A 26,404-nucleotide genomic window follows, 5' to 3' on the forward strand; every position below is an offset into this window, starting at 1 on the left:
ATGAAGAAATTCGTCATGGCCGCGCTTGGCGGCACGCTGGCCGGGATTATCGCCACCACGCAGGTGGCTGGTCCGCTACTGGCGCAAGAAGCGGCAAAACAGACGAATGTCTATGAACAGCTCGACCTGTTCGGCGATATTTTCGAACGCATCCGCGCCCAATATGTCGAAGAGGTGGACGAAGAAAAACTGATCGAAGCGGCAATCAACGGCATGCTGACGTCACTCGACCCGCATTCCAGCTACCTTTCGCCGGATGACGCTGCCGATATGCGGGTCCAGACCCGCGGTCAGTTCGGTGGCCTCGGCATCGAGGTCACTCAGGAAGAGGGTTTTGTCAAAGTTGTGTCGCCGATTGATGGCACCCCGGCCGACGAAGCCGGGGTCGAATCGGGCGATTTCATCACCCATGTCGACGGCGAAAGCCTGCTGGGTCTCGGTCTTGACGATGCGGTCGACCTGATGCGCGGCCCGGTGGGCAGCGAAATCATCATCACCGTGGTACGCGAAGGCACGGCGGAACCGTTCGACATCTCGATCATCCGCGACACCATCAAACTGCGCCCGGTACGGACCCGGACCGAGGGCAACACCGTCGTGCTGCGGATTACCACCTTCAACGATCAAACCTATCCCGGAGTGGAGGATGGGCTAAAACAGGCGATTGAGGATCTGGGTGGCATAGACAAGGTCAACGGCATCGTGCTGGACCTGCGCAACAATCCCGGCGGTCTGCTGACACAGGCGATTCAGGTCTCCGACGGCTTCCTTGACAGCGGTGAAATCGTGTCGACACGCGGTCGCAATCCGGCCGATGGTGATCGCTATAACGCCACCCCCGGCGATCTGACGATGGGAAAACCGATGGTGGTGCTGATCAATGGCGGCTCTGCCTCGGCCTCCGAAATCGTTGCCGGTGCGCTCAAGGATCATCACCGCGCCATCGTTGTCGGCACCAAGAGCTTCGGCAAGGGATCGGTCCAGACCGTGATGCCGCTGCGCGGTGACGGTGCAATGCGCCTGACCACGGCGCGCTATTATACCCCGTCAGGCCGGTCGATCCAGAATCTTGGCGTATCACCTGATATCGTGGTGGCCCAGCCGCGCCGCGCCCCCGAGGCCGAAGCCGAAGACCAAAGCGCGGCCCGCCGCACCCGGTCTGAAGCCGATCTGCGCGGCAGCCTGTCCAATGACAGCCTGAGCGAAGACGAGATCAAGCAGATCGAAGACGAACGCGCCAAGGCCGATGAGGCCGCCAAGCTGCGCGAAGAAGATTATCAGCTCGCCTATGCGATCGACCTCCTCAAGGGTCTGTCAGCGATCGCTGATCAGAACTGATCATTGCTTGCAGCACTGCCAGTTCGAAACGCCCTCGCAACCGGCTTGCGGGGGCGTTTTGCTATTTCCCCGTGGCGGCCTTTCACAGCACCGCGAAGCACGGTAACGTCGCGCCGAAACCACTATTTCAAGGCCCGTCCCATGACCCCTGAAAAAATCGCCAAGCTGCCCTATCGCCAATGTGTCGGTGTCATGCTGGTCAACCTTGATGGCCACGTATTCGTCGGCCAGAGAATCGACACCCCCACACCGGCTTGGCAAATGCCTCAGGGTGGCATCGACAAAGGCGAAACCCCGCGCAACGCTGCGCTGCGCGAACTTTGGGAAGAAACCGGCGTTCCCACCGATCTGGTGCAGGTCGAAGCGGAAACCGAACGCTGGCTGACCTATGATCTGCCGCATGATCTTGTGCCAAAAATCTGGAAGGGCCGCTATCGCGGTCAACAACAGAAATGGTTCCTCACCCGGTTTCAGGGCCGCGACGCCGATGTGAACATCGCGACCGAGCACCCGGAATTTTCCCAGTGGCGCTGGCTGTCACCCGACGATCTGGTCGACAATATCGTGCCCTTCAAACGCGAAGTCTATGCCGAGGTGCTCAAGGCCTTTCGCGACCGGATCTGATCTTCATCTTGGCATAAATACTCTCGCCGAAGGCGCAGGCGCGCTACGCCGGGCTTGCGGCGCGGGCCGGTCCTTGCCATTGGCACCAAGGCACACGCGCCGCCCTTTTCAGGGTCAGCAGAACCCGTCAGCGGGGCGAATAAACCCTGTTTCGATCCCGCGCCAATTCCGAATCGGCGCATTCATCCGTTTCAAAGTCGCCGGATGTTTCGGATCGAGCAACCCAAGCTTGACCAAGATTGCCGCGATCGCGCATTCCGCCCCGCGCGTTGTGCCATCGACAATCTTCAACGCAATGCCCAGTTTGCGGTCCGGTACAATGGCGATAAAAAACGCTTCCGCCCCGGTTTTCAGTGCCACACGACCCTTTGTCGCGCGCATCAGTTCGGTGCAGGCCCGGCCTTCGCCCGCCACCAGTTCGGGATAGGCAACCATCGCCTGACGCAACCGTTGCGCGGCCTCGGCCCGTCGGCCCTGCCCCGCCTCGGCCGCGGCGAAAAACGCCATTGCACGCGCCATGCCATGCAGGCTGGACGCATGGTTCGGCGCCGAACAGCCGTCAATTGCATAACCGGGGCTGGTTTCGTCGGCGACATCCTCGAACGCCTCCAGAATGGCCCTCTGCACCGGATGGTCGATATCGACATATTCCGGCCCCGCTCCCAGATGCTGCGCCAAGGTCAGAAATCCTGTGTGTTTTCCCGAACAGTTGTTATGTATTTGGCAGGGTTCCTGCTCCGCCCGGATAAGCTGATTGCGGATCTCGATATCGCGCGGCTGCTGCGGACCGCAGCGAAAATCATCGTCGTCGCAGCCAATATGATCCAGCCAAGCCTGCACCCGGTCAATATGGATCGCCGCCGCATTGTGCGACGCACAGGCCAGCGCCAGGTGTTCTTGGGTCAGCCCAACCTTATCCGCTGCGCCGCTTTCAACCAGCGGCAGCGCCTGAATCATCTTCGACGACGACCGCGGCAGGACCACGGCTTCGGGATCACCCCAAGCCTCGACGATCTGGCCGGTCGCGTCGCAGATCACCGCATGACCCAGATGGACGCTTTCCAAGAATTCGCCGCGCCAGATTTCTGCCATCGGAATTGGTTTTGTCATTCCTTGCCTCACCTTACTCTGTGCGATTTTCCGCCAATGGCCCTTTCGTCACTGGCGGCTTTTAGGCTAATGTATCATTGTTGAGCACAAAATGCGCATTTCGCACAAAACGTCGTTGCAAGGCGGGCGAAACGCAAGCAGAGATTGAGGCAAAGACAGCTGGAGGCTGGATTAGATGTTTTCACGTTTTCTTCGCGGCATGGCCGGGGCCCTTTTGGTACTGGCAGCCACGGGCGCATGGGCGCAGCAAACGAGCGATAATCAGGTTGCTGCCAAAACCGACTGGAGCGTCTTCGAAGAGAGTAATCCGCAAGAATGCTGGGCGGTGTCGTCGCCCAAGGAAACGGTCAACACCAAGGATGGGCGCGTTGTGGCCGTACGCCGCAGCGACATATTGCTGATGGCGTTTTTCCGACCCGGGGCCGGGGTCAGCGGACAGATCACCTTTACCGGCGGTTATCCGTTCGCGCCGGGCTCGAACGTCAATCTGACCATTGACGACAGCAGTTTCGAATTGTTCACCGAAGGCGAATGGGCTTGGCCTGCAACCCCTGCCGACGATGCCAAGATCATCACCGCAATGAAACGTGGGCAGTCGGCGGTCCTTTCCGCCCGATCCGCGCGTGGTACACTCACCAAGGATACTTTTTCGCTGTTGGGTTTCACCGCCGCCGTGGAAGAGGCAGATAAGCGCTGCAAGTAAGTCGTGATCGCTGGATCAGTGACAGCGGCCTCTGAGGGGCGGCTTTTTTCATGTCGAACATATCTTTTGGCATTGCCTCGCGAATCCTATATGAAGCGCATTCACCCTCACTAGGATTGCGAAAATGGCGGCTGACGCACCGATCACTCAGGATGTAATGACGATCCCCCGGAAACTGCCCGAGGGACCAGTTAACATTGTCGGTCTGACCCGTGACAAGCTGCGCGAGGCGCTGATCGCCATTGGCACTCCGGAAAAACAGGCCAAGATGCGGGTGAACCAGATCTGGCAATGGGTCTATCAATGGGGTGTGCGCGATTTTGCCGAGATGACCAATCTGGCCAAGGCCTACCGTGCCCAGCTTGCGGATCACTTCGTTATCGAAATACCCGAACTGGTGTCGAAACAGGTCAGCGCCGACGGTACCCGTAAATATCTCGTCCGCATCGCTGGCGGGCACGAGGTCGAGGTCGTCTATATCCCCGAAACCGATCGTGGCACGCTATGCGTCAGCTCTCAGGTCGGCTGCACTCTGACCTGTTCTTTCTGCCATACCGGCACACAAAAATTGGTGCGCAACCTGACGGCAGGTGAAATCGTCGGGCAGATCATGATGGCGCGCGACGATCTGGACGAATGGCCGCAGCCGGGCGTTGGCACTGGTGACGCGGGTCCGCGCCTGTTGTCCAATGTCGTTCTGATGGGCATGGGCGAACCGCTTTATAATTTTGACAATGTCCGCGATGCGATGAAAATCGCGATGGATGGCGAAGGCATTTCCCTGTCGCGCCGCCGTATCACCCTATCGACCTCCGGTGTCGTTCCCGAGATTGCCAAATGCGCCGAAGAAATCGGTTGCCTTCTGGCTGTGTCGTTCCACGCCACTACGGACGAAGTGCGCGACAAACTGGTACCGATCAACAAACGCTGGAACATCGAAACCCTGCTGAACACGCTGCGCAGCTATCCCAAGCTGTCGAATAGCGAACGCATCACCTTTGAATATGTGATGCTGAAGGATGTGAATGACAGCGACGAAGACGCCCGTCGCTTGGTCAAGCTGATCCAGGGCATTCCGGCCAAGATCAATCTGATCCCGTTCAACGAATGGCCCGGGTCACCCTATCAGCGCAGCGATTGGCAACGGATCGAAAAATTCGCCGACATTATTTACAAGGCCGGTTATGCCAGCCCGATCCGCACGCCGCGGGGTGAAGATATCATGGCCGCCTGCGGACAGTTGAAATCGGCCACCGAACGGGCGCGGAAATCGCGGGCGCAGATCGCTGCGGAAGCAGGTCTTGCTGATCAGGCTTGAACGTCAGCCCCCTGGCGGTCTAGGACCCGCAAGCCCGAAATCGCAACAATCGCCCACCTCTGGGGCGATTGTGTAAAATTTTCATACAATTGCCTTTTTCCAGATCTGTTTCAGCCTTAGTCGGCTGGCATCAATCCTGCAGGATTTAGATTAGCAGGAGGTTCTGCCATGTTTATCAATGAAATGACTATCCCCGCCGCAGGTAATGACGACGTTCTGGCATTGCTGCGTTCGGAACGTGAGAAATCTGTTTCTGTGCGCGAATGGAAACACCGTCTTGTCGGTTATGGCTATTCTGTCAAGAATACCGACCACGGCGATGTATTGGCCAAATTCGGGTCCCAGGAAGAAATCTGCGAAATTCCGGTTGAACTTCTGCACTGATCGGCGATTCAGGCGCGCAACAGAAAAACCCCGCGACCCGTCGCGTCAGCGCCCTGGAATGAATTCGCGCTTGGTTCCGGCATGTTCCCAGGTCGAAATCGCCTCGACCGCCTGTTCTGCGGTTTCAACGAAACGGAACAAGTCCAGATCATCGGGCGAAATCGTGCCCGCATCCTTCAGCGCCTCCCAGTTGATGATGCGACGCCAGAAGCTTTCGCCGAACAGCAAAAACGGCACCCGCTCCATGCGGCCGGTCTGAATCAATGTCAGGCTTTCGAACATTTCGTCCAGCGTTCCAAATCCGCCAGGGAAGATGCAGACCGCCTTGGCGCGCATAAGGAAATGCATCTTGCGAATGGCAAAATAGTGGAAGTTGAAACACAGATCCGGCGTCACGTATTCATTCGGTGCCTGTTCATGCGGCAACACGATATTCAACCCGATTGAAATTCCGCCCGCTTCGGCAGCCCCCTGATTACCCGCCTCCATCACGCCGGGGCCACCACCGGTGCAGATGATGAAATCATGACCGTCGCTTTCCAGCCCTTTCAGCGTCATCAAGCGGGAAAATTCCCGCGCTTCGTCGTAATATTTGCTGAGTTCAGCTAGGGTTTCAGTCTGCGCCTTGTGCTTGTTTTCAGGGCTGGGAATGCGTGCCCCGCCGAACAGAACGACAGTGCTTTCCACTCCGTATTCATCCATTAGCATCTGCGGTTTCAGCAATTCCAGCTGCAAACGTACCGGACGCAATTCATCCCGGCACAGAAACGCATCATCGTTGAAAGCCAGCTTATAGGACGGGGCCCGCGTTTGTTTCGTATCGGGGACTTCGCGCGATGTTGTGACATCTGCATGGGCATCACGGAATGGGCTGCGGCGGTCGTCGTTCATCACTTGAAGTCCTTGCTGGGCTTTTGCTGCTGTCCTAATCCGAAATCGACGCCAACGCCAGCAAGGCCTCGCCCAGGCGCAATCCAGTTGCCAAGGTCAAATTCTGGTTGTGAACTTGTGCAGGAAAAATTATAGATAATTCATGACCGAAACTTCCGCTACCACTGTCGACCGCATCTATAACGACCTGTCACAGCGCATCATCCGTGGGGACCTGATCCCCGGAGAAAAGCTGCGTCAGGATCATATAGCGCGCGACTTCGAAACCAGCCACGTACCGGTGCGTGAAGCGTTATTGAAACTACAGGCTCACGGCCTGGCCGTCAGCCTACCCCGGCGCGGTATGCGGGTTTCGGCATTGGACACAGCTGAAATACGCGAAATCACTGAAATGCGTGTGGTTTTGGAAGAACTGGCCCTCAAACATGCCTGTTTTCATATGACCAGCGAAGATTTTTCCAATGCCGATGCTGCACGCAAAGCCTGCGACGCGGCCAGTGACCTACCCACTTGGGAAGCCCGCAACCGCGCTTTCCACCGTGCCATTCTGGCGCCGTGCGACATGCCCCGGCTGATCTCAGCGATCGACGATCTGCATATCGCCAGCGCCCGCCACCTGCTGTCGAGTTGGAAAGTTGGCTGGCAACAGCATGAAGATAAGGACCACGCGGCGATTCTAATGCAGATGCGGCGACGCGACGTCGACGCCGCCTGCGACCTGCTGTGCCGTCATCTGCGCCGTGCAGATCGGATCACCAAGCGCTAACACTCTGATTTTCATCGTCTATCGCATTGCGGTCAATTTAAGTCTTGCAAAATTATCTATGAACGCGATGATATGCTGCAATGCGGAACAAATTCTATCTATAAAAGGGACGTGACATGAACTCCACGCAAGAAACCCAATCCGTCGCCGGGTTGAAACTGACCGGCCAGGTGCTGCGTGTTCTGGCAGGTGTAGCACTGCTGACCGCCAGCGCTAAAATTCAGGTACCGTTCTGGCCGGTGCCGATGACGCTGCAAGTGGCTGCAATCATGTTCCTCGCGGCAAGCTATGGTTTGCGGATGGGCACCTCGACCATGCTGGCCTATCTGGCCGTCGGCGCAGCCGGACTGCCGGTCTTCGCAGGCACCCCGGAAAAGGGGATCGGCCTGGCTTACATGCTTGGCGGCACTGGTGGCTATCTGGTCGGGTTCCTGGCCGCGACCATCATCGTGGGCTTCGCCGCTGACCGCCTGCCGAAACTGGCGATTCTGCCCGCCATGGGTCTGGGTCTGGTCGCGCTTTACGCTCTGGGTCTGGGATGGCTGGCACAACTGGTGCCGGGCGATAAACTGCTGGCCTATGGGTTTACCCCGTTCATCGCTGGCGATCTGGTGAAAACCGTACTGGCCGCCATTCTGTTTCTGGGCGCACCCAAAGCGCTGCTGGCCAAGCTGCGCGGAACCGATCTGAATATCTGATCGGACCCCGCACAGGTTCAGATTGAACGACAACGACGAGGGGGCGCTTTGGCGCCTCCTTCTGTTTACAATGATTACTCATGGCGCGCACAGTCCGGGGCGCGTCGTATTGCGTCTTGAGCCGAGCCCATAAATCGGCCAAAGACAGCGCAACCGAATTCCCGAAGGAGACCGCGAGTCATGTCGAACGCTCAACTGGAACAGGCCATCGAATCCGCCTGGGACGCCCGCGACACCATCACCCCTGCCACCACCGGCGAAAGCCGCGACGCCATCGAAGCCACCCTGAACGCGCTGGATAGCGGTTCATTGCGGGTGGCCGAGCGTCAGGACAACGGCGATTGGCACGTAAACCAGTGGGCCAAGAAGGCCGTTCTGCTGGGCTTCCGCCTGAAGGATATGGAAATCCAGGATGGCGGCCCGCAAGGATCCGGCTGGTGGGACAAAGTCGACAGCAAGTTCAAGGGCTGGGACGAAGCACATTGGAAATCTGCGGGCTTCCGCGCGGTGCCGAACTGCGTCGTGCGCAAATCGGCCTTCATCGCGCCGGGCGTTGTGCTGATGCCGTCCTTCGTCAATCTTGGCGCTTATGTCGATGAAGGCACCATGGTCGACACATGGGCCACCGTGGGCAGCTGTGCCCAGATCGGCAAGGGCGTGCACCTGTCGGGTGGCGTCGGCATCGGCGGCGTTCTGGAACCGATGCAGGCCGGTCCGACCATCATCGAAGACAATTGCTTCATCGGTGCCCGGTCGGAAGTCGTTGAAGGCTGCATCATCCGCGAAGGGTCGGTTCTGGGCATGGGCGTGTATATCGGCCAGTCGACCAAGATCGTCGACCGTGAAACCGGCGAAGTCACCTATGGCGAAGTACCGCCCTATTCCGTGGTAGTGTCTGGGTCGATGCCGTCGAAAAATGGCATCAGCTTGTATTGCGCGGTGATCGTGAAGCGGGTGGACGCCAAAACTCGGTCGAAAACTGGCATCAATGAGTTGCTGCGCGACTGATCGTGCACCATTCATGTATTTGAAAAAAGGACGGCACTAGCCGTCCTTTACTTTTTCAAGCAGGCAATTTGCCCCAACCGCTCGACAGCGGATTTCACCAACCGGCCTTGATCGCCCGCGCCGGTCAGCGTATTGGCGGGGCATGAGCGAAAAGAAGCAAAAGAAACCGTCCCGGCAGCAAGTTTACACCTTGCTGGTACAGGTCGGGCGCAAAGATGGCGACGGTCTGCCCGACGGGGCGACCGGGGCGGCGCTGATGATCTATTCCAGCGGCGTGGACGAAGCCGAAGCGGTGCGCGAAACCGTCGCCATTCTGAAGCAAGCCGATGTAGCGCCGCTTGACGTAACCGGCTATGGGACACTGGATGAACGGTTAGAGCAAGGGCATGACATCAATAGCGAAGAACGCGAATTGATGAACCGGGCTCTGATTGAAAACTCTGTGATCGTAGCGCAGATGACACCGTTTTACGAAGACACCTAAAAACCAAAGACAGGTGGGACGGCATCATTAACCCGGCGCGGAATAAACCCCGCAGGCCACCGCTAGGCCGCGCGCAGTTCAGCCAGAGTATTCGCTTCGAAGTGATCCAGCACCGGAAAAGCCGGGGCGGCGTGTTCGGGCAGGCGCGACCGGTCATATCCCGCCAGCAGCCCGGCGTTGACCAAGGTTGGCTTGCGCCGCAATCGCCCGAGATAAAGCGTTTCCAAAGGTGCACCCGCCGCCAGAAGCGGTTCGTTTCCGGGCAGCAAGACCTGACAATAGGTCACGATTTCCGACTGATCATACCGGATTGCTGAAATCCCGTTCACCAGATGACCGGCCGGTACCAGCACATTTTGTTTACCGAACAGGTACTCCACCGCCGACCCGCCGATCCGGAGCCGCTGTTCTGCTCCGACGATAATGTCCTGCTGCAACCCGAAATAGGGCGCCCGCAGCCGCACCGGGCTAAACGACCCGCGCGCCGGAACAGTCCGCCGGACCACACTCAGAACCGGCAGGCTCCCGTGTCCGGGCGACCGGATCAGATCGCCGCGCCGGATCTGCCCGGCGGAGCGGTATCCTTGGGCTGTCAGCACCGGTGTCACGGTGGACAGCCCAGGCATTGGCCCGACCGGTTCAATATCGGTCGAGATCGCGAAAAACCTGACGCCGCGATCCATCTGCCGTTGCAGTGGGTCCAGCGTCATGATCCGCAAATCCGACAACAACAAAGGTTTCGGATTGCGCAATTCCTTGACAAAGACCTGCCCCGAAGCGATCCGTTCCACCGCCAATCGGCCCCAACGCGCCGGGGCATCCCAGGAATAGGTTACCCGCAATTCTTCGGCTTGCGCCACAGCCCCGTGTTCAAGCACGGTATGGAATACATCCTTGCCTTGCGTCACTACCAGAACGATCCCACCCGACGGCATTTCCTGCACCGACAGACTACTGACCCAAGGGTGATCGCGGTGATACCCGATCAATCGGCGGGGCCGGCCATCGCCGGGCAGCTTTGTTTCAAACAAGATGCTGCCCCGTGTCAGCAGGCTGTTCGGAGTCAAATCCTGTTGTATCAGGCTTTGACCCCGGCCCTGCTCTATGCCCGAGAGGTTAAAAAACTGCCTGCTCTGATCCGAAACCGCGATCCAGGCCATTCAGGCAACCTCCGTAACAGGAGCAATCAGCCGGGCTTCGTATCCGCGCAAGGTGCGCCGTGCTGCCGGACCGTACCCTTCGCCGGTATCCGGATCGAGCTCGGGAAACAGTTGGCAAATCTCGGCCATGGTGTCGCGTTCGAAACTGTTGTTCATCTGCGGCCCTGGCAGGAAGCTTTCGGTTTCCAGCCCTTCAGACCAGACGATCTGATGCTCGTCGAACATCAGATGGACATAAGTCACGCTATCGCTTTCGATTTGCCGAACCGAACGGCCATTGACCAATTCCTTGGCGGCGACCAGAACTTCGGCGGTGCCGAACAGAAGCTCGGCCAGACTGTCGCGCACCAGAACGCGGTGCAGTGGAGACACCCAGATTTCGCGATGGTTCCCGAAGGTATTACGTGCGATCCGCACTGGCGCGTAGTCGCCCGTGGCCTCGACCTCACGCGATCCGATCCAGGCGACCGGCTGTGCGCCATTATCCTTGGTCAGGACCAAATCGCCTGGCATCAATTGATCCACCGGAACCGCACCGTCGGGTGTGCGAATCTTGGTCCCCGCGACAAAGCAGGGGGCCTGATTGATGGTCGCAAAAGCTGTGTCTGAAACTCCCGTATCCGATTCCACGGTGTAGGAGAATGTTGTGCTTTCTACGTCGCTGTCGGCGGTGACCGTAATGGTTCCGTCGGCATTGACCTGAAGCACCTGACCGGTGGACAGCGTAACCGTCGATCCCGCCGACACCTCTTGGCCGTTGATATGTGTCAGAGTCAGCGTACTGCCTGATGGCCCGTCATCATTCGCCATCACATCGACGGTTTGGGTCCCGTCAAGTGCCACGTTGATTTCATCATCCTGAGCAATCAAAGCGGTCTGAATACTGCCGCCCGCGATCAGCAGATTGGAATCGTAGCTGGAATCCGTCACATCCGCGATCCCGATCCGGATCGAATTGACCTCTCCCGCATTGACCGACATGTTCAGCGTCATCGTAGCGGTGAACCCGTCCATTTCCGTATTGTATTCGTCGTTCAGGTTCGAAATGAACAGGCTTTCGTTGTTGCCGCTGTTGATATTGTTAGGGTCGATATCGCCATCGCCGAGACCCAGTTCGACAAATTCATCATTGACCCAGACGCCGATGAAATCCTGATACAGGCTGTCAACATATTCAGGATATTCCTCGGACGAAAAAACGAATTGGATCGTCATCGTATCGCCGTCGGGGATGAAGTCTATTTCCAAGAACGAGGCGTCATAAGTGTTCGTACCAGCCGCTGCATTGAAATCGGCATTGTTGTTGACACCGCTGGTGTTGGTCGAGGTGTTACTGGCTTGGTTGGTGTCAGTGCTGGTGCCACCTCCGCCACCCCAGTTGCCACCATTACCGTTACCGTTATTGCCAAAGTTACCGTTATTGCCGTTGTTGCCCCAACCGTTCCAGCCGTTCCAGCCACCCCAGTTACCGCTACTGGTGCCACTATTGGTGCCACTATTGGTGTACTCTGTCGCGTTCCCGGTCGACAGGATCACACCTGTGTCACCGGGCGTGGTTTCAGCCGAAACGCTGTCACCATTGGAATAGATGCCCGAAGACTGGTTATCGCCGAAATAGTTGGCGCTGACGACGGTAACACCGTCGCCAAAGATTTCCTCGGCCATTTCAATGGCCGACGCACCTGTATCGATCGGTAGCTCTTGTGCCGTTGCCATGCTCTGCCCCACCTCTTATCGGACAGCACGCATCGCAAGCAGACCGAACATGTCGTTCGATCATCAGTTTCGTATTGATCTGCTCACTCGGGCCATTTTCGGCCTCGTTGGTCTTGCGCCCTGCCTCGGGTCATTATTGCGCCCATATAACCGCAATTTCCAAACGATGTTAAGTGTTTGTTTACCGAGCCATTTCACAGGCTTCCAAAAAGATGCAATCCGGTAACATCCCAGTGGCCGCCGATTGCGGTTCGGCTGAATTCACGCTACCCCCTTTGCCCAAGCAAGGGAGCGCGCCATGAGCAAAAACCATCCGTCGCCTGTCGACCCAGCAAAATTGACCGCAGATCTTATCCGGTGCCCCTCGGTGACGCCGGAAGAAGGCGGCGCATTGCAACTGCTGCAAGCTTTGCTGGAAGACGCCGGTTTCACCTGTACAAGGGTCGATCGCAATGGCATCGCAAACCTTTTCGCCCGCTGGGGCGCAAAAGCGCACGAACGGACATTCGGTTTCAACGGTCATACCGATGTGGTGCCCGTGGGGGACGAAGCGGCCTGGACCGTCGGTCCGTTCAGCGCGACGGAAAAGGATGGCATGATTTGGGGACGCGGCGCGACCGATATGAAATCGGGCGTCGCCGCTTTTGCGGCTGCTGCGGTGGATTTCGTGCGCGAAACGCCGCCCGACGGTGCCGTCGTGTTGACGATCACCGGGGACGAAGAAGGCGACGCACTGGATGGCACCACGGCCCTTCTGGATTGGATGGACGATCAGGGCGAACAGATGTCGGCCTGTCTGGTCGGTGAACCCACCTGCCCCGATGAAATGGGTGAGATGATGAAAATCGGGCGGCGCGGATCGATGACCGTCTGGTTCAGCTTTACCGGTATTCAGGGCCATTCCGCCTATCCCCATCGGGCCAACAACCCGCTACCTGCAATGGCACGGCTGATGGATCGGCTGTCCAGCCATGTTTTGGACGACGGCACCGATCATTTTGATCCCTCGACCCTGGCGGTGGTGACCATGGATACCGGCAACCCGGCGACTAATGTGATCCCCGCGCGCTGTACCGCGACGGTGAACATCCGGTTTAATGATACCCATTCCGGCGACAGCCTGACCGATTGGCTGCAGGGTGAGGCGAACAGGATCACGCAGGAAACCGGGATAGAAGTCGACATGGAAATCAAGGTATCTGGGGAAAGCTTCCTGACTCCGCCCGGGCCATTATCCGATCTGGTCGCAGCGTCGGTCGAAGCAGAAACCGGGGTCAAACCGGTGCTGTCCACCTCGGGCGGCACGTCGGATGCGCGCTTTGTCAAGGATCACTGCCCGGTGGTCGAATTCGGGTTGGTGGGCAAGACCATGCATCAGGTGGATGAACGGGTTCCCGTCGCCCAGATTCATCAATTGAAGTCGATATACGCCCGCATTCTGTCAGATTATTTCAAATGAGTTGGAAGATTTCCGAAACCTTTGATATCGCGGCCTGCCACGCCCTGCGCCGCGCCGTCTTCATCGAAGAACAAGGCATTGCCGAAACGGATGAATGGGACGATCTGGATGAACGAGCCGTTCATCTTCTGGCCAGCCTCGATGACGCGCCGGTCGGAACGGCGCGGCTGCTGAAAGACGGGTCCGTGGGTAAGATAGGGCGCGTTTGCGTCGTCAAATCGCAGCGTGGTACCGGGCTGGGGGCGGCTTTGGTTCAGGCAGGAATTGATCACCTGTCCCGTCATCCAAATTTGACCACCGCCCGGCTTGGCGCACAGGAATATGCAATCGGGTTCTATCAGAAGCTGGGTTTTTCGGTTTGTGGGCCAGTCTATGACGATGCTGGCATTCCGCATCGGGACATGGAACGCCCGCTGTGATCCGGCGCCAACTGGTTATCATGGTCAAGGAACCGCGCCCAGGGCGGGTAAAAACACGGTTGGGGCGCGATATCGGCATGACCTCAGCCGCGTGGTGGTTCCGGCGTCAGACCGCGGCACTGCTGCGCCGTGTGCAAGACCCACGCTGGCGCATCACCTTGGCCGTCACACCGGATCACGAAGGGTTGGTGTCTCGGATCTGGCCCGACCATCTGGATCGTCTGCCACAAGGTCAGGGCAATCTGGGGGACCGGATGGCGCGGATATTTCGCAGCCTGCCACCCGGCCCGGTCTGCATAATAGGCGCCGACATTCCCGGCATCGAGAAAGAGCATATTACCCGCGCCTTCGCCGCATTGGGATCGCATGACGCGGTTTTCGGACCGGCCCCGGATGGTGGCTATTGGCTGGTCGGGCTGAAACGGATCGCACCGCCGCCCGCCACTCTGTTTCAGAATGTCCGCTGGTCGACCGACCGGGCACTGTCCGACAGCATCGCCACCCTGCCGGGCCAAAATATCGCCCTGATTGATGAATTGGCGGATGTGGATCGCGCGGCGGATTTGCCGATCAACCGAATCGGATGACGCGCGTTTTTGAAACGCCCAGCGCATCGCTGCACAATGTCCCGACGGATCCTTTCACGGTCAAATCTGCCAGTTTCGCGAAATCAACAATCGGTGAGAACGGCCTTGGAATGGATTTTGTCCTACCAGAGAGTCGGGAAATGCGCCAATCTTGAAACCTATCACAATCGGAGTCAGCCATGCGCCCTTACTTCCTTGCCTTCACCCTTGCGCTATTCGCGGCACCCGTTTCTTCCGAACAGGCAATGCCTATGGCCCATGGCGACCACGCGATGCATGGCACGCTGCAAACTCCGTCCCATTTGATGGATCATGGCGCAGGCCATGACAGCCATATGGGGGCTGTTACCGGTCAATCTGGCCCTCGTGAACCGGGTCAATCGGCCTTTGCCGCGATTCAGGAAATCGTGGACATACTGATTGCCGACCCTGCAACAGATTGGTCCAAGGTCAATATTGACGCGCTGCGCGCGCATCTTGTCGATATGAACAATGTCACTCTCAATGCCGATGTCGAAACGCTGGAAACCGAAAACACTCTGTCATTCCGGGTGACCTCGGACGATCCAGCGGTCTCTGAATCCATCCGCAGAATGGTCTCCGCTCATGCAACTGTGATGAACGGTGTCTTTGGCTGGACCCTAGCCGCAGACCAAATCGATGATGAGGGTGCCACGCTGAATGTCCAGGCGGACAAAGCCGAATTCGCCAAAATTCGCAGCCTTGGATTTTTCGGCGTGATGGCTTTGGGTGCGCATCATCAAGAACATCATTTGGCGATCGCGCGTGGCCAGCACGCGCATTAGGACCGCCACGATGCGAAAAGCAGATCCCCCGCAAACGATAGACTGAAACGAATGGCCGCACGCGCGCATCCCGCAGCCACCCTATAATATCAACCTGTCAACGCTGCCCTACTGCCACCACCTTGTTGACCAAGGAGCCGATCCCCTCAACGGTCAGGGAAATCTCATCCCCATCGCTGAGAAACTCGCATCGTTCCAGGCCGCATCCGTCATCAACGGTCCCACCTCCAATGATTTCGCCGGGGTGAAGGGTTTCGCTGTCCGAGATGTAGGCGATCATGTCTTCGAACCCATGCAGCATTTCACCCAACCGGCTGTCCGTCACCAACCGCCCGTTGATGTGCGCGGTACAACGTAAATTGCGATAATCTGCGATTTCGTCGCGGGTGACGATCCACGGACCAAAGACATTGCCCGCGTCAAAGCTTTTGCCTTTGGCCGGACCCAGCATCCCCTGCATTTCACGCAGCTGGGTGTCGCGGGCCGAAAAATCATTGAAGATGGTAAAACCGAACACGTGATCCATGGCCGAAGCTGCCGGTATGTCACGACCGCCCTTACCGATCACAACCGCGACCTCAAGTTCGTAGTCCATATAGCGGGAATATCCCGGCCACTGGATATCCGCCCCATGTCCGGCTACGGAAAAACGGTTGGTAATGTAAAAAATCGGCTGCGCCCGGTAAATGTCGGGAATGGACCCTTCCGCCGGACCTGGATCGGGCTGATCCTGCAACAACGCAGCAAGACGGCGCATCCCTACCGGAGCATTCATGATGTGGCGCGGCGCAGTCGATGCATCGCGAATCTGTGGCGGACAGGGCAGCGGTGCCAGAAGCTTGACGTCCTGCAATCGAATTGGATCCCCCGCTTCAAGGGCGGCCCGCGCCTTTGCAAGCCCGGCATCACCCGCGTCAATCAGGGCCTGCATCGACGCCAGATCGGCCTGTCCGGTCGATGTGAGGTCAACCAGCGCATCACCCGACGCCGTCAACGCCCCAAGACGCTGACCCTCGCCTGCATCAAAGGTTGCGAGCTTCATTCCTGATCCTCCTCGTTTCGCAATATCGCCACGGGACGGCACCATCCGGCAGACGCCCCCTTGATCTTGACCGGAAAGCACTGAACCTCGAAGCCGGTATCGGGCAACTGATCAAGGTTCGCCAGCTTTTCCATATGGCAATAGCCCCGGTCCATGCCAGCGCGGTGACCCTCCCAGATCAGAGAGGCATCGCCGGTTTCGGTCACTTTCTGTGCCGTATAGGTAAAAGGCGCGTCCCAACTCCATGCATCGGTGCCGCAAACCCGCATACCCCGTTCGGTAAGCCAATTGGTTGCCGCGCGTCCGATCCCGCAACCGGCAGGCACATAACCCGGCGTACCGTATTTGGCCGCCGCCGAGGTATTCACCAGAACGATATCGCCGGGCTTCAGATCATGTCCGATCCGCGCGAATTCAGCAGCCATTTCTTCGGCCGTGACCACATGACCATCGGGGAAATGCCGGAAATCAAGCTTGACCCCGCGCCCAAGGCACCACTCCAACGGCACTTCGTCGATGGTAATGGCGCGCTTCCCGCCGTCCATCGTCGAATGGTAGTGATAAGGCGCATCCAGATGGGTGCCGTTATGGGTCGATAATGCAACCTGCTCCACGGCCCAGCCTTCGCCACCGGGAAGCTGATCACGCGAGACGCCCGGGAAGAATTGCAAGATCTGCTCTGCCGTCTGATCATGGTTGAAATAGGTAATTTTCGGGGCCAGGCCGGGTGGGTCGGCGTATTCGGTGTTTTCAAGCGGACGAGAAAGGTCAATCAGTTGCATGGGTGATCCTTGCTTTGTATCTGTTATCAGCGGCCCAGAAGACCGGTGGCGATTTGCGGGTAGAAAATCAGGGCAATAAGTGATGCCGCCATGATCAAGGCAAAAGGTATCGCGCCACGAAACACCTCGCCCAGTGTAATGCCAGTGTCGCGCAGGGTTGCGTGCACCACAAAGACCGATAGCCCCAATGGCGGCGTCAACAGGCCCACTTCGACGGCCAGAACTGTGATCAGTCCGAAATGAACGATGTCGATGCCCATTTCCTGAGTGATCGGAAACGCCAAAGGCACCGTCACCAGCATGATCGACGATGAATCCAGCACTGTGCCAAGCACGATCAGAATAGCCGCGAACACCAGCAGAAATGCGGTCGGCCCTATGCCCGTGTCAATTGCAGCCTGTGTGATCGCCGCAGGCAGTCCGGAAAAGGCCAGCATCCGACTGTAGATCGAGGCCCCGATGATCAAGAAACTGACCGCAGCGGTGATATGGCCGGTCTGCACCGCGATCTGCCAGCCTTCGCGGCGACCGATACGGCGCATCGCGACCCCGATGATCAACGCGGCTGCGGCTCCTACGGCACCTGCCTCGGTCGGGGTGAAGAAGCCAAGATAGATGCCCGACAGAACCGTTGCCGCCAACCCAAGGATTGGCAACATGGCACGGGTCGGAACGTGATCACTGCTTTCGAATTCGCGTGACATATTGAACAGATCAGGGCGCAAAAATCCAAGGATGCTGAGATAGGCAATATAGGCAAAGGCCAGTAACAGGCCGGGCCCGATGCCACCGATGAACAGATCGCCAACCGATGAATCCGTCAGAATGGCGAATAGGATCAGAAGCAGGGACGGCGGGATCAACATTCCCAATACCGACGACCCCGCCACGACGCCCACCGCGATGCTGCGCGATGTGCCCGCACGCACCATTTCTGGGACGGCGACCTTGGAAAAAACCGCTGCGGACGCAATTGAAACGCCTGTGATGGCGGCAAAAACAGCGTTCGACAGCACCGTCGCCACGCTAAGCCCAGCCCGCCAGCGCTGCAGTCCGCGCGCGATGATGGCAAAGGTATCGCGCCCAAGGCCGCTTTCTGAAACGGCCAGTCCCATCAGAACGAACAGCGGCACCACGCCAAAGGTGTATTCCGCTATGCTGTCGGTCGCTGCCAGCGCCACAAAACTTGTTGCCAGCTTTAGCTTGCCGGTGATCGCCCAGACACTAAACAGCGATATACCTGCCAGCGCGATGGCCACATGAAGCCCCGCATAGATCGCAATCGCAATGGCGATCAGCGACAGATACCCTACGGTGACCGGATCCATCAGGATGTCTTTCTTATCTGTTGGACTGCCGCGGCAGCGGACATCAGGAAAGAGGCCGATAAAAGCGCGGACCCCAGAACGATCAGCCCGAGAAACGGCCAGACCGGCAGGGTGAAATGACCGGAAATCCCTTCCAGCTCGCCGCGCATATAGGCGCGCACCGCTTTCGGCCAGACGGCCCAGCACAGCATTGCCGCAAATCCCGCACCGCAGAGCTGAGCGATCAGATCCATCGCTGCGGCCAGTCTGGGACGTGCCTTGCGGACCATTCCCAAAATCCCGTCCGAACGGATCATCTGACCGGCACGGTGGGTATGGGATATCTGTAAGAACACAATTCCGACAATCGAGTATTTGACCATTTCCGGCACGCCCGCGATGGGGTGTGCGAACAGTTCCCGTCCCAGAATGTCGGCCACGATCAGCACCATCAATCCAAGGATCCAGAGAGTTGCCACGACATTGGCAACTCCCATTAGCGCAACTGCGGCTTTCCCCAAGCGGGTCGGCCCGGCGACGCTGGGCAGATGGTTCATTTTTCCGCCCAGTTACGCGGCAGATCGGTTCCAGCCTCTTTCAAACGCCTGTGATAGCTTTCGATCACGTCTGTGCCGGGCAGACCCTTGGCATCCAGTGCAGCCGCCCAATCCTGTGCAAGATTCGGCAAGGCGTTTGCCCAGGCAAGCCGTGCTTCATCGCTCAGTTCAGTGATTGTCGCGCCGCCCTTTTCCATTGCAGAAAATGCAGCCGCCACCCGACCGTTCAATCCTGTTGCGTAAGCCGCAGCATAGGCCGTGGCCCCGGCGCGGAGGGCATCCTGCACCTCGCTCGATTGGTCATCAAACCAACTTTTCTTGGCCACGATCCCACCGGCATATTGGGCCCCGAAATGGACCCGGGTCACATAGGGGGCCACTTCGTACAGTTTCGCAGCGGCGGCGGCGGTCGGGAAAACGACCACGCCCTCGGCGACTCCGGTTTTGATATCATTGTAGTAAGTGGTCAGATTACCCGCCACGCCAACTGCGCCCGTGCCCTTGAGCCAGTTCACCGCAGCGCCCGGCGCATTGATCTTGCGCCCCTCAAGATCTTTAATCGAGGTGACAGGGAAGGACGTCATCAACAGATAATCCTCCAGCGCGAAACCGCCTCCCAGATATTCCAGATCCAGATCTTCCCACATCTTGCGCATCGCCGGGATTTCGTCGTGCATTTCGTCGACCGATGTCAGCACAAGATTCACATCAGCGGTTCCAAAGGGGCTGACATAGGTCACGTTCTGCAAGCTCAGCAGCGAAGGCTCGAATAGCGAGGCAACGATTCCAACCTGCGCCAACCCGTCTTCCAAAGCTTCGACTTCGCCGCCGACCTTGGCCAGCGTGCCACCATAGGCTTCGGTCCAATCGATATCGGTCCCCGATCCTTCAAGCGCCTGATTGACGGCAGGAATAAAGGTGTCCGTTATCGTTTTTACCCACAGGAACACCGGTGGGTGCCCTGCGACGGTAGTCACATCCACGGTATCGGCATGAACCACAGGGGTCAGGGTGACGGCCAGAAAAGCACTGGCCAAAAGTTTCGTCAGTTTCATTGTTTCCTCCCGGTTGCGCCGGTGTCTCCTCTCCGGCATTCTTGAATTTCTCAAAACTATCTGTACGTATGTATAAAAAGTCAACAGTTTCGTCCAAACCTATGACAGAGCGGCAAAGGGCACGAATCAGACATGGCTAAACAAGCTGAAAAACCAAGTTCGGACGGGCGCGTCGCGCGCGGGGAAATGACCCGTGCCAAAGTGTTGGACGCTGCCGAACGCTGCTTTGCCGCCACGGGATTCGATGCGGTTTCGATCCGACAGATCGCGGCGGAATCCGGCGTGACCCTTGGCGTCGTGGGGTTTCATGGCGGCAGCAAGGAAGAGCTTTTCCTGACTGTGCTGAGCCGGCGGGCCGAGGCCCTGAACAAGCTGCGGCGTGAAGCGCTCAAAGCGCTGCGTGAAACCGAAGACTACACACTGGACGACCTGGTTGACGCCTATATCACGCCATACCTGACAATCGCATCGCGCGGCGACCCGCAGTGGCGCGCCTATGCGCAACTGATCGCGCGTTTGGTGTCGGACGATCGCTACTTCCCGGAAGTGCGGGAATTGTATGATCCCGTTGCGCGCGAATTTCTGGATGCGATGATCGATCTCAAACCGAACGCCGACCGTCAGGTTTTGGCCACCGTTCTGACCCTGACGGTGTCGTCTATGCTGTCGATTGTCGCAAGCAGTATCCGTGTCGAGGCTCTGGCAGGCAAACCGGCCCCCACGACCCCGCTTGAATATCGCAAAGTACTGCTGGATTTCTGTAGCGGCGGGTTGGCCCGGGCAATCGAATAACGAAGCGCATGATTTCCCGGTCTGCCATGCTACGACCGCACCGGTCGGTCGCGGTCCAAAGATGCGCTGTTCCCGCGTGACGGCACCGTCAGCGCGTGTTACTCAGATCACATGAGCAAGCTGCCAACCAAGGACGAAATCCTGCAATGGATTTCGGACAACCCGACCCTCACCTCTAAACGCGATATTGCCAAGGCCTTTGGCATCAAAGGGGCTGCGCGGATCGATCTCAAGCGCATCCTGAAAGAGCTTGAAGACGAAGGTCATCTGCAAAAGCGCAAGAAAACCTATCGCGATCCTGATAAACTGCCTCCGGTCAGCGTGTTGCAGATCACTGGCGCGGATGGCGATGGCGATCTTTTTGCCCGACCGCTGGAATGGCAAGGGGACGGCAAGGAACCCGTCATTCTGGTGATCCCCCGCGCCTCGGACCCCGCGTTGGGCGAAGGCGACCGCATCCTTGGCAGATTGACCGAAGTAAAAGGCGACGCGCATCAATACGAAGCGCGTTTGATCCGCCGGATCGGCACCAACCCGCACAAGGTCTTGGGCGTGTTCAAGAAAACCGCTGAAGGCGGCCGCATCCTGCCGATCGACAAAGGGGACGGCAAGGAATGGCAAGTCCCCACCGGCGCCACCGGCGGCGCGCAGGATGGCGAATTGGTCGAGGCCGAACAAAGCGGCGCCAAAGGGCGGATGGGTCTGCCGCGGGCGCGGATCGTGACCCGGCTGGGCGACCCGTCAGCCCCCAAAGCGGTGTCGCTGATCGCGATTCATCAACATGGAATCCCGGATGATTTTCCCGATGAAGTCATCGCCGAGGCCGACAAGATGAAACCGGCGACCCTGTCGGGGCGCGAAGACATGCGCGATATGCCGCTGGTCACCATTGACCCGGTGGATGCCCGCGACCATGACGATGCCTGTTGGGCACATGAAGATGACGACCCCAAGAACGAAGGCGGCTATATCATCTGGGTCGCCATTGCCGACGTGGCCCATTACGTGACCTCGGGCAGCGCGCTGGACCGCGAAGCGCGCAAGCGTGGCAATTCCAGCTATTTCCCCGACCGGGTGGTGCCGATGCTGCCCGACCGGCTGTCGGGCGACCTGTGTTCGCTGCACGAAGGCGTGCCACGTGCCTGTATCGCATTGCGGATGCAGATCGACGCCACCGGCAACAAGATCGGCCACCGTTTCGTGCGCGGGCTTATGCGATCCGCCGCGTCGCTGAATTATCAGGATGTGCAAAACGCCCGCGACGGCAATCCCAACGACAAATGCGCACCCTTGATGGAAGATGTGATCAATCCGCTCTACGAGGCTTACGCGCTGCTGATGAAGGCCCGCAACAGGCGGCAGCCACTGGATCTGGACCTGCCCGAGCGCAAGGTCGTGCTGAGTGACGAAGGCAAGGTGCTGAGCGTCAATTTTCGTGACCGGCTGGATGCGCATAAACTGATCGAGGAATTCATGATCCTCGCCAATGTCGCCGCCGCCGAAACGCTGATCAGCCGTAAATCGCCCCTGCTGTTCCGGGTCCACGAAGAACCGAGCAGCGAAAAGCTGGACGCGCTGCGTGAAACCGCCCAGGCCTCTGGCCTCGTGCTGGCCAAGGGGCAGGTGCTGCAAACCCGGCACCTCAACCAACTGCTCGCCGCTGCCGAGGGCACCGATTACGACGAGTTGATTAACATGTCGACGCTACGCGCGATGACGCAGGCTTATTACAGCCCCGACAATTTTGGTCATTTCGGCCTGTCGTTGCAGGCTTATGCGCATTTCACCTCGCCGATCCGGCGGTATTCCGATCTGATCGTGCATCGGGCACTTATTTCGGCACATAAATGGGGCAAGGACGGTCTGACCCCCGCCGACGCCGAGACCCTTGAACAGACCGCCACCCACATCAGCGAAACCGAACGCCGTTCGATGATGGCGGAACGTGACACCAATGACCGGTATCTGGCAGCCTTTCTGTCGGAACGGGTCGGCAATGAGTTCACAGGCCGGATTAGTGGTATCGCAAAATTCGGCGCTTTCATCCGGCTGGACGAGACCGGCGCGGACGGATTGATCCCGATCCGGTCGCTGGGCAACGAATATTTTCATTTCGACCCCGACAACGGCACCTTGATGGGATCCGATACCGGCCTGACCTTGTCGCTGGGTCAACGGGTGACGGTAAAACTGACCGAAGCCACCCCGGTCACAGGCGGCATCGCATTGGAACTGATCACTCTGGACGGCGAAGCGGTCACGCGGGGTCCGTCCTACGGCCGTGGAAAACCCGCCAAGCGCCGTGCGGTAAATGCAAAGCGCAAGGCCGACCGTGCCAAGCGCAAGGTCAAGCGGACCCGCCGTTGACGGGTCAAAGGTGATAGGTCAGTGCGTGCTTTATCAGCAAGCGATGCCGCTCAGGGTCGATCTGACTGGCATCACTAAACAAGATCGCCCGATTGCCTTCGACTCGATCCTGCCCCGGGAACGCCGCAGCAAAAGCGGAAATGATTGTGGTCTGGCAATGGGCATAAAGCGCGAAACCGCCTGATTTTGGCACACCTAAACGTAAGGTCGATCCCGATTTGCTGACCGGGGTCAGATAGGCCGGCTGCCCCCAGCGCAGCGCCTCCTCCACCGGCCCTACCTCGGGCAGATCCTCAGCCGTCGCAAAGATCAGCCCGCGCAGTCGAATCAATCCGCTTTGTGCTTCGGGTGGAAAGGCGTCAAATGCCGCTTGAACATTAGGGTTGGTAAATTCAGTCACGTGTTCGCCCCAGCGTTTTCTTATCCCAGCATGGTATTGCCAAATTTCGCCTGTTCGCCGGTGATACCTTCCGTATGCGGCAATAGCAGTCTACCATCGCACCCAAGTTCAGTAAAAGAACAGGGCTCGAGCAATGGAAATTCGCAGATATTTGGCCGCGGTGGCGGGCATGATGATTCTGTCTCAAACGGCGATGGCGGGAACGGTAGATCAATCTCTGCGGCCGCAGATGCGCTCTGGCGACACTGCCGAAGCAGAGATCATCGTTGCAGGGGACCCGGCGCAAGTTTCCAGTAAGAACATGGGATTTCAGCGCTGGCTCCAAGGCTTTCGCAAACGCGCCCACGCCAAAGGGATCAGCGACAGAACGCTGGACCGGGCCTTTCGAGGGGTGCGATATAATGCCGACGTGATCCAGAAAGACCGAAATCAATCGGAATTCACCAAGACGCTGTGGGAATACCTGGACAGCGCCGCCTCGGACACGCGGGTAAAAAACGGCAAGAAGGCACTGCGCCAGCATGGCCGAACCCTGCGCGCGATCGAGGCCAAATATGGCGTTGATAAAGAAGTGGTCGCCGCTGTCTGGGGATTGGAAAGCGCCTATGGCAGTTACCGCGGGTCGATTAACGTGATCGAGGCGTTGGCGACGCTGGCCTATGACGGGCGGCGCGGGCGGTTTTTCGAGGCGCAGCTGATCGCCGCACTGAAAATCCTGCAATCGGGCGACACCTCGCCGCACAATATGACCGGCAGCTGGGCCGGCGCGATGGGCCATACCCAGTTCATCCCCACGTCCTACCAGGCCTTCGCGGTGGATTTCACCGGCGACGGGCGGCGCGATATCTGGTCCGACGACCCTTCTGATGCGCTGGCCTCCACCGCCGCGTATCTGGCCCGGCACGGCTGGATCAAGGGGCAGCCCTGGGGGATCGAGGTGCAATTGCCGAGCAGGTTCAACTATGAGCTGGCCAACCGCAAGATTAAGAAAATGCCTTCGGAATGGGCCCGGATGGGTGTGACCGACATGAACGGCCGCCCGGTGCGCGATTACGGCACTGCCTCGGTGCTGCTACCCGCCGGGGCGCAGGGCGCTGCGTTTCTGATCTTCAAGAATTTTTCGGTGATCGAACGCTATAATACCGCCGACGCCTATGTGATCGGGGTCGGCCATCTGAGCGACCGGCTGAAGGGCGGCCCAAAGATCAAATCGAAATGGCCCCGCGGTGACCGGGCGCTGACATTTGCAGAACGCAAGGAAATGCAGAAACTTCTGACGAAGAGGGGCTTCGACACCAAGGGCGTTGATGGCAAGATAGGACCGCTGACAATTCAGGCGCTGCGCGGCTATCAACGCACAATCGGGATGCAACCTGATGGTTATTCCTCGCTCAATACTCTGCAAAGGTTGCGACGAAACTGATTGCCAAATCCACCGCCTCTTGCCACTGTCACACCGTTCTCAGGGCGGGGTGAAATTCCCCACCGGCGGTAAGGGGGAAACCCCAAGCCCGCGAGCGCCTTGGCGGCCTGTCCGCCGAGGGTCAGCAGATCTGGTGCGATTCCAGAGCCGACGGTCACAGTCCGGATGGAAGAGAACGACAGAGGACCGGTTTCCCGGCCCTTTCCTGTCGTCTGCCGCCTTGGGTGACATGTGTCGATAGGAAAGGAAAACGCATGACACTCAGCCGCTATGCCTTCGTCAAGGCCAACTGGTATTCCGATATCGTCGATCAGGCGCTTGTCGGTTTCAATGAATTGATTCCCGCTCAACAGGTCGATGTATTCGACGTGCCCGGCGCCTTCGAGATGCCGCTCGTGGCGCGCGATCTGGCCGCATCGGGGCGTTACGTCGCCGTGGCGGCGGCCGCCTTCGTGGTCGATGGTGGCATCTACCGGCACGATTTCGTGGCTCAGGCCGTGGTCGACGGGCTGATGCGCGCGGGGATGGATTCCGGCGTTCCGGTGCTGTCGGTGTCACTAACCCCGCACCAGTATCAGGACACCGATCATCACAACGCGATCTACCGCGCGCATTTTGTGGAAAAGGGCCGCGAAGCTGCCCAAGCGGCGCTTATGATCGGCAAAACCCGCCAAAGTCTGGCGGCCTGATATCAGCGTACCGAAAAGAAACGGAACATCGCCCTGCCCGTTTGCCGAACGGACAGGGCCAGCACAATTACATCGCCATCGCTTCGGCGATTTCTACTGTCCCCTCGCCGCCGTCCAGAATCGGGCACCCCTTGGCAATAGCGATCGCGGCGTCCATATCCGCGGCATTGACCAGCGAATAACCTGAAACCGGGTTCGGTCCACCGGTATCCTCGACCCCGCTGGAACTGACGGTTTTCGACGACCCTGCAGGATTGCCGCCATCGACCAAATCGGAACCGATCCCGGCCATCCAGCCGGTCCAAGCTTTCATGACCTTTTCGCCTTCCTCCGGGGTCTCGGGCCGACCGCCGCCGTGATATATGAACATGAATTTTGGCATGAGAATCCTCCTCGTATGATCTTGGTCAAAAAAGCTTTCTCGGCTCAAGGTGGCCGCCGATGTCATCATTGGCCCAAGCCCATTTGAAACTGGTCGCCTTTTACGAAACGTGGCTTGCCGCCTGGTCGAAAAATTCG

Annotated in this window: 28 protein-coding genes and 1 riboswitch; of the genes, 17 read left to right on the plus strand and 11 right to left on the minus strand. The window is 58.4% G+C overall.

Annotated elements, in window-relative coordinates; all coding sequences use genetic code 11:
- Complete coding sequence (locus tag VOI23_RS02445) at positions 1–1,338, plus strand: S41 family peptidase (protein WP_323781008.1); 1,338 nt, start codon at positions 1–3, stop codon at positions 1,336–1,338.
- A gap of 141 nt (positions 1,339–1,479) precedes the next feature.
- Positions 1,480–1,962 carry an RNA pyrophosphohydrolase gene (locus VOI23_RS02450; protein ID WP_323781011.1) on the plus strand — a complete coding sequence of 161 codons (483 nt, stop codon included), beginning with the start codon at positions 1,480–1,482 and terminating at the stop codon, positions 1,960–1,962.
- Between the two features lie 114 nt (positions 1,963–2,076).
- Here VOI23_RS02450 and VOI23_RS02455 read toward each other — a convergent pair whose 3' ends face one another.
- Positions 2,077–3,072, minus strand: a complete 996-nt coding sequence (locus tag VOI23_RS02455; RefSeq protein WP_323781014.1) for an asparaginase — start codon at positions 3,070–3,072, stop codon at positions 2,077–2,079.
- Between the two features lie 175 nt (positions 3,073–3,247).
- Between VOI23_RS02455 and VOI23_RS02460 the strand changes: the two genes are divergently transcribed.
- The 3 genes from VOI23_RS02460 to VOI23_RS02470 all read left to right on the plus strand — a co-directional run bounded on the left by VOI23_RS02460 (position 3,248) and on the right by VOI23_RS02470 (position 5,477).
- Positions 3,248–3,775, plus strand: a complete 528-nt coding sequence (locus VOI23_RS02460) for an invasion associated locus B family protein (protein ID WP_323781017.1) — start codon at positions 3,248–3,250, stop codon at positions 3,773–3,775.
- A gap of 124 nt (positions 3,776–3,899) precedes the next feature.
- Positions 3,900–5,093, plus strand: coding sequence for a 23S rRNA (adenine(2503)-C(2))-methyltransferase RlmN (rlmN, locus tag VOI23_RS02465; protein ID WP_323781020.1), 1,194 nt, complete (start codon positions 3,900–3,902; stop codon positions 5,091–5,093).
- 168 nt (positions 5,094–5,261) lie between these two features.
- Positions 5,262–5,477, plus strand: a complete 216-nt coding sequence (locus tag VOI23_RS02470) for a hypothetical protein (RefSeq protein WP_323781024.1) — start codon at positions 5,262–5,264, stop codon at positions 5,475–5,477.
- Positions 5,478–5,522: 45 nt separating this feature from the next.
- Here VOI23_RS02470 and VOI23_RS02475 read toward each other — a convergent pair whose 3' ends face one another.
- A complete protein-coding gene (locus tag VOI23_RS02475; protein WP_323781027.1) occupies positions 5,523–6,368 on the minus strand; it encodes a TIGR00730 family Rossman fold protein in 846 nt (281 codons plus the stop codon).
- A 142-nt stretch (positions 6,369–6,510) separates the two neighbouring features.
- On the opposite strand from VOI23_RS02475, the gene VOI23_RS02480 reads away from it, so the two are divergent.
- The 4 genes from VOI23_RS02480 (at position 6,511) to VOI23_RS02495 (ending at position 9,324) form a co-directional block, all read left to right on the plus strand.
- Positions 6,511–7,134: a GntR family transcriptional regulator gene (locus VOI23_RS02480; protein ID WP_323781030.1), complete on the plus strand. Its 624-nt coding sequence runs from the start codon at positions 6,511–6,513 to the stop codon at positions 7,132–7,134.
- A 116-nt stretch (positions 7,135–7,250) separates the two neighbouring features.
- Positions 7,251–7,832 carry a biotin transporter BioY gene (locus VOI23_RS02485; protein ID WP_323781033.1) on the plus strand — a complete coding sequence of 194 codons (582 nt, stop codon included), beginning with the start codon at positions 7,251–7,253 and terminating at the stop codon, positions 7,830–7,832.
- 180 nt (positions 7,833–8,012) lie between these two features.
- Entirely contained in the window at positions 8,013–8,840 is an 828-nt protein-coding gene (dapD, locus tag VOI23_RS02490; RefSeq protein ID WP_323781036.1) for a 2,3,4,5-tetrahydropyridine-2,6-dicarboxylate N-succinyltransferase, read from the plus strand.
- 142 nt (positions 8,841–8,982) lie between these two features.
- Positions 8,983–9,324, plus strand: coding sequence for a hypothetical protein (locus VOI23_RS02495; protein ID WP_323781039.1), 342 nt, complete (start codon positions 8,983–8,985; stop codon positions 9,322–9,324).
- Between the two features lie 62 nt (positions 9,325–9,386).
- Here VOI23_RS02495 and VOI23_RS02500 read toward each other — a convergent pair whose 3' ends face one another.
- Together VOI23_RS02500 and VOI23_RS02505 are read right to left on the minus strand one after the other, a co-directional pair.
- Entirely contained in the window at positions 9,387–10,355 is a 969-nt protein-coding gene (locus VOI23_RS02500) for a Hint domain-containing protein (RefSeq protein ID WP_323781042.1), read from the minus strand.
- Positions 10,356–10,484: 129 nt separating this feature from the next.
- Positions 10,485–12,200 carry a Hint domain-containing protein gene (locus tag VOI23_RS02505; protein ID WP_323781045.1) on the minus strand — a complete coding sequence of 572 codons (1,716 nt, stop codon included), beginning with the start codon at positions 12,198–12,200 and terminating at the stop codon, positions 10,485–10,487.
- Positions 12,201–12,498: 298 nt separating this feature from the next.
- Here VOI23_RS02505 and dapE point away from each other — a divergent pair, with 298 nt between their 5' ends.
- From dapE to VOI23_RS02525, 4 genes are all read left to right on the plus strand, one after another.
- The gene (gene dapE / locus VOI23_RS02510) at positions 12,499–13,659 is read left to right on the plus strand and encodes a succinyl-diaminopimelate desuccinylase (protein WP_323781048.1); all 1,161 of its coding nucleotides are present in this window, start codon (positions 12,499–12,501) and stop codon (positions 13,657–13,659) included.
- The gene (locus VOI23_RS02515; RefSeq protein ID WP_323781051.1) at positions 13,656–14,078 is read left to right on the plus strand and encodes a GNAT family N-acetyltransferase; all 423 of its coding nucleotides are present in this window, start codon (positions 13,656–13,658) and stop codon (positions 14,076–14,078) included. The genes dapE and VOI23_RS02515 overlap by 4 nt, the downstream gene beginning before the upstream one ends.
- Entirely contained in the window at positions 14,078–14,665 is a 588-nt protein-coding gene (locus tag VOI23_RS02520) for a TIGR04282 family arsenosugar biosynthesis glycosyltransferase (protein ID WP_323781838.1), read from the plus strand. Before VOI23_RS02515 ends, VOI23_RS02520 begins: the two co-directional genes overlap by 1 nt.
- A gap of 179 nt (positions 14,666–14,844) precedes the next feature.
- On the plus strand, positions 14,845–15,471 hold the full coding sequence (locus tag VOI23_RS02525; RefSeq protein ID WP_323781055.1) for a hypothetical protein: 627 nt from the start codon (positions 14,845–14,847) through the stop codon (positions 15,469–15,471).
- Positions 15,472–15,568: 97 nt separating this feature from the next.
- Here VOI23_RS02525 and VOI23_RS02530 read toward each other — a convergent pair whose 3' ends face one another.
- Genes VOI23_RS02530 through VOI23_RS02550 form a run of 5 tightly spaced genes read right to left on the minus strand, consistent with a single transcriptional unit; the run spans position 15,569 to position 20,214 of the window.
- On the minus strand, positions 15,569–16,513 hold the full coding sequence (locus VOI23_RS02530) for a fumarylacetoacetate hydrolase family protein (protein WP_323781058.1): 945 nt from the start codon (positions 16,511–16,513) through the stop codon (positions 15,569–15,571).
- Positions 16,510–17,295 carry a cyclase family protein gene (locus VOI23_RS02535; protein WP_323781061.1) on the minus strand — a complete coding sequence of 262 codons (786 nt, stop codon included), beginning with the start codon at positions 17,293–17,295 and terminating at the stop codon, positions 16,510–16,512. Before VOI23_RS02535 ends, VOI23_RS02530 begins: the two co-directional genes overlap by 4 nt.
- Positions 17,296–17,321: 26 nt before the next feature.
- On the minus strand, positions 17,322–18,623 hold the full coding sequence (locus VOI23_RS02540) for a TRAP transporter large permease (protein WP_323781064.1): 1,302 nt from the start codon (positions 18,621–18,623) through the stop codon (positions 17,322–17,324).
- Complete coding sequence (locus tag VOI23_RS02545; RefSeq protein WP_323781067.1) at positions 18,623–19,159, minus strand: TRAP transporter small permease; 537 nt, start codon at positions 19,157–19,159, stop codon at positions 18,623–18,625. Before VOI23_RS02545 ends, VOI23_RS02540 begins: the two co-directional genes overlap by 1 nt.
- Positions 19,156–20,214: a C4-dicarboxylate TRAP transporter substrate-binding protein gene (locus tag VOI23_RS02550; RefSeq protein ID WP_323781070.1), complete on the minus strand. Its 1,059-nt coding sequence runs from the start codon at positions 20,212–20,214 to the stop codon at positions 19,156–19,158. Before VOI23_RS02550 ends, VOI23_RS02545 begins: the two co-directional genes overlap by 4 nt.
- Before the next feature lie 132 nt (positions 20,215–20,346).
- On the opposite strand from VOI23_RS02550, the gene VOI23_RS02555 reads away from it, so the two are divergent.
- Together VOI23_RS02555 and rnr are read left to right on the plus strand one after the other, a co-directional pair.
- Positions 20,347–21,006 carry a TetR/AcrR family transcriptional regulator gene (locus VOI23_RS02555; protein WP_323781073.1) on the plus strand — a complete coding sequence of 220 codons (660 nt, stop codon included), beginning with the start codon at positions 20,347–20,349 and terminating at the stop codon, positions 21,004–21,006.
- Between the two features lie 111 nt (positions 21,007–21,117).
- On the plus strand, positions 21,118–23,373 hold the full coding sequence (rnr, locus tag VOI23_RS02560; protein WP_323781076.1) for a ribonuclease R: 2,256 nt from the start codon (positions 21,118–21,120) through the stop codon (positions 23,371–23,373).
- A 4-nt stretch (positions 23,374–23,377) separates the two neighbouring features.
- On the opposite strand, the gene VOI23_RS02565 is transcribed toward rnr, so the two are convergent.
- Entirely contained in the window at positions 23,378–23,773 is a 396-nt protein-coding gene (locus VOI23_RS02565) for a DUF1801 domain-containing protein (RefSeq protein ID WP_323781080.1), read from the minus strand.
- 133 nt (positions 23,774–23,906) lie between these two features.
- On the opposite strand from VOI23_RS02565, the gene VOI23_RS02570 reads away from it, so the two are divergent.
- The gene (locus VOI23_RS02570; RefSeq protein ID WP_323781083.1) at positions 23,907–25,196 is read left to right on the plus strand and encodes a lytic murein transglycosylase; all 1,290 of its coding nucleotides are present in this window, start codon (positions 23,907–23,909) and stop codon (positions 25,194–25,196) included.
- 31 nt (positions 25,197–25,227) lie between these two features.
- A riboswitch (FMN riboswitch) is annotated at positions 25,228–25,377 on the plus strand.
- A 73-nt stretch (positions 25,378–25,450) separates the two neighbouring features.
- Entirely contained in the window at positions 25,451–25,885 is a 435-nt protein-coding gene (locus VOI23_RS02575) for a 6,7-dimethyl-8-ribityllumazine synthase (RefSeq protein ID WP_323781086.1), read from the plus strand.
- A 67-nt stretch (positions 25,886–25,952) separates the two neighbouring features.
- Here VOI23_RS02575 and VOI23_RS02580 read toward each other — a convergent pair whose 3' ends face one another.
- The gene (locus VOI23_RS02580; RefSeq protein WP_323781089.1) at positions 25,953–26,267 is read right to left on the minus strand and encodes a hypothetical protein; all 315 of its coding nucleotides are present in this window, start codon (positions 26,265–26,267) and stop codon (positions 25,953–25,955) included.
- Between the last annotated feature and the right edge of the window lie 137 nt (positions 26,268–26,404).

It is taken from the genome of Thalassovita sp., from assembly GCF_034670005.1.
In the GTDB taxonomy this organism is placed as follows: domain Bacteria; phylum Pseudomonadota; class Alphaproteobacteria; order Rhodobacterales; family Rhodobacteraceae; genus Thalassobius.

Excerpts from the sequence above, each read along its gene's own strand:
- VOI23_RS02445 (WP_323781008.1), top strand. The coding sequence starts at position 1 with ATGAAGAAATTCGTCATGGCCGCGCTTGGCGGCACGCTGGCCGGGATT.
- VOI23_RS02450 (WP_323781011.1), top strand. The coding sequence starts at position 1,480 with ATGACCCCTGAAAAAATCGCCAAGCTGCCCTATCGCCAATGTGTCGGT.
- VOI23_RS02455 (WP_323781014.1), bottom strand. The coding sequence starts at position 3,072 with ATGACAAAACCAATTCCGATGGCAGAAATCTGGCGCGGCGAATTCTTG.
- VOI23_RS02460 (WP_323781017.1), top strand. The coding sequence starts at position 3,248 with ATGTTTTCACGTTTTCTTCGCGGCATGGCCGGGGCCCTTTTGGTACTG.
- rlmN (WP_323781020.1), top strand. The coding sequence starts at position 3,900 with ATGGCGGCTGACGCACCGATCACTCAGGATGTAATGACGATCCCCCGG.
- VOI23_RS02470 (WP_323781024.1), top strand. The coding sequence starts at position 5,262 with ATGTTTATCAATGAAATGACTATCCCCGCCGCAGGTAATGACGACGTT.
- VOI23_RS02475 (WP_323781027.1), bottom strand. The coding sequence starts at position 6,368 with ATGAACGACGACCGCCGCAGCCCATTCCGTGATGCCCATGCAGATGTC.
- VOI23_RS02480 (WP_323781030.1), top strand. The coding sequence starts at position 6,511 with ATGACCGAAACTTCCGCTACCACTGTCGACCGCATCTATAACGACCTG.
- VOI23_RS02485 (WP_323781033.1), top strand. The coding sequence starts at position 7,251 with ATGAACTCCACGCAAGAAACCCAATCCGTCGCCGGGTTGAAACTGACC.
- dapD (WP_323781036.1), top strand. The coding sequence starts at position 8,013 with ATGTCGAACGCTCAACTGGAACAGGCCATCGAATCCGCCTGGGACGCC.
- VOI23_RS02495 (WP_323781039.1), top strand. The coding sequence starts at position 8,983 with ATGAGCGAAAAGAAGCAAAAGAAACCGTCCCGGCAGCAAGTTTACACC.
- VOI23_RS02505 (WP_323781045.1), bottom strand. The coding sequence starts at position 12,200 with ATGGCAACGGCACAAGAGCTACCGATCGATACAGGTGCGTCGGCCATT.
- dapE (WP_323781048.1), top strand. The coding sequence starts at position 12,499 with ATGAGCAAAAACCATCCGTCGCCTGTCGACCCAGCAAAATTGACCGCA.
- VOI23_RS02515 (WP_323781051.1), top strand. The coding sequence starts at position 13,656 with ATGAGTTGGAAGATTTCCGAAACCTTTGATATCGCGGCCTGCCACGCC.
- VOI23_RS02525 (WP_323781055.1), top strand. The coding sequence starts at position 14,845 with ATGCGCCCTTACTTCCTTGCCTTCACCCTTGCGCTATTCGCGGCACCC.
- VOI23_RS02530 (WP_323781058.1), bottom strand. The coding sequence starts at position 16,513 with ATGAAGCTCGCAACCTTTGATGCAGGCGAGGGTCAGCGTCTTGGGGCG.
- VOI23_RS02535 (WP_323781061.1), bottom strand. The coding sequence starts at position 17,295 with ATGCAACTGATTGACCTTTCTCGTCCGCTTGAAAACACCGAATACGCC.
- VOI23_RS02540 (WP_323781064.1), bottom strand. The coding sequence starts at position 18,623 with ATGGATCCGGTCACCGTAGGGTATCTGTCGCTGATCGCCATTGCGATT.
- VOI23_RS02545 (WP_323781067.1), bottom strand. The coding sequence starts at position 19,159 with ATGAACCATCTGCCCAGCGTCGCCGGGCCGACCCGCTTGGGGAAAGCC.
- VOI23_RS02550 (WP_323781070.1), bottom strand. The coding sequence starts at position 20,214 with ATGAAACTGACGAAACTTTTGGCCAGTGCTTTTCTGGCCGTCACCCTG.
- VOI23_RS02555 (WP_323781073.1), top strand. The coding sequence starts at position 20,347 with ATGGCTAAACAAGCTGAAAAACCAAGTTCGGACGGGCGCGTCGCGCGC.
- rnr (WP_323781076.1), top strand. The coding sequence starts at position 21,118 with ATGAGCAAGCTGCCAACCAAGGACGAAATCCTGCAATGGATTTCGGAC.
- VOI23_RS02570 (WP_323781083.1), top strand. The coding sequence starts at position 23,907 with ATGGAAATTCGCAGATATTTGGCCGCGGTGGCGGGCATGATGATTCTG.
- VOI23_RS02575 (WP_323781086.1), top strand. The coding sequence starts at position 25,451 with ATGACACTCAGCCGCTATGCCTTCGTCAAGGCCAACTGGTATTCCGAT.
- VOI23_RS02580 (WP_323781089.1), bottom strand. The coding sequence starts at position 26,267 with ATGCCAAAATTCATGTTCATATATCACGGCGGCGGTCGGCCCGAGACC.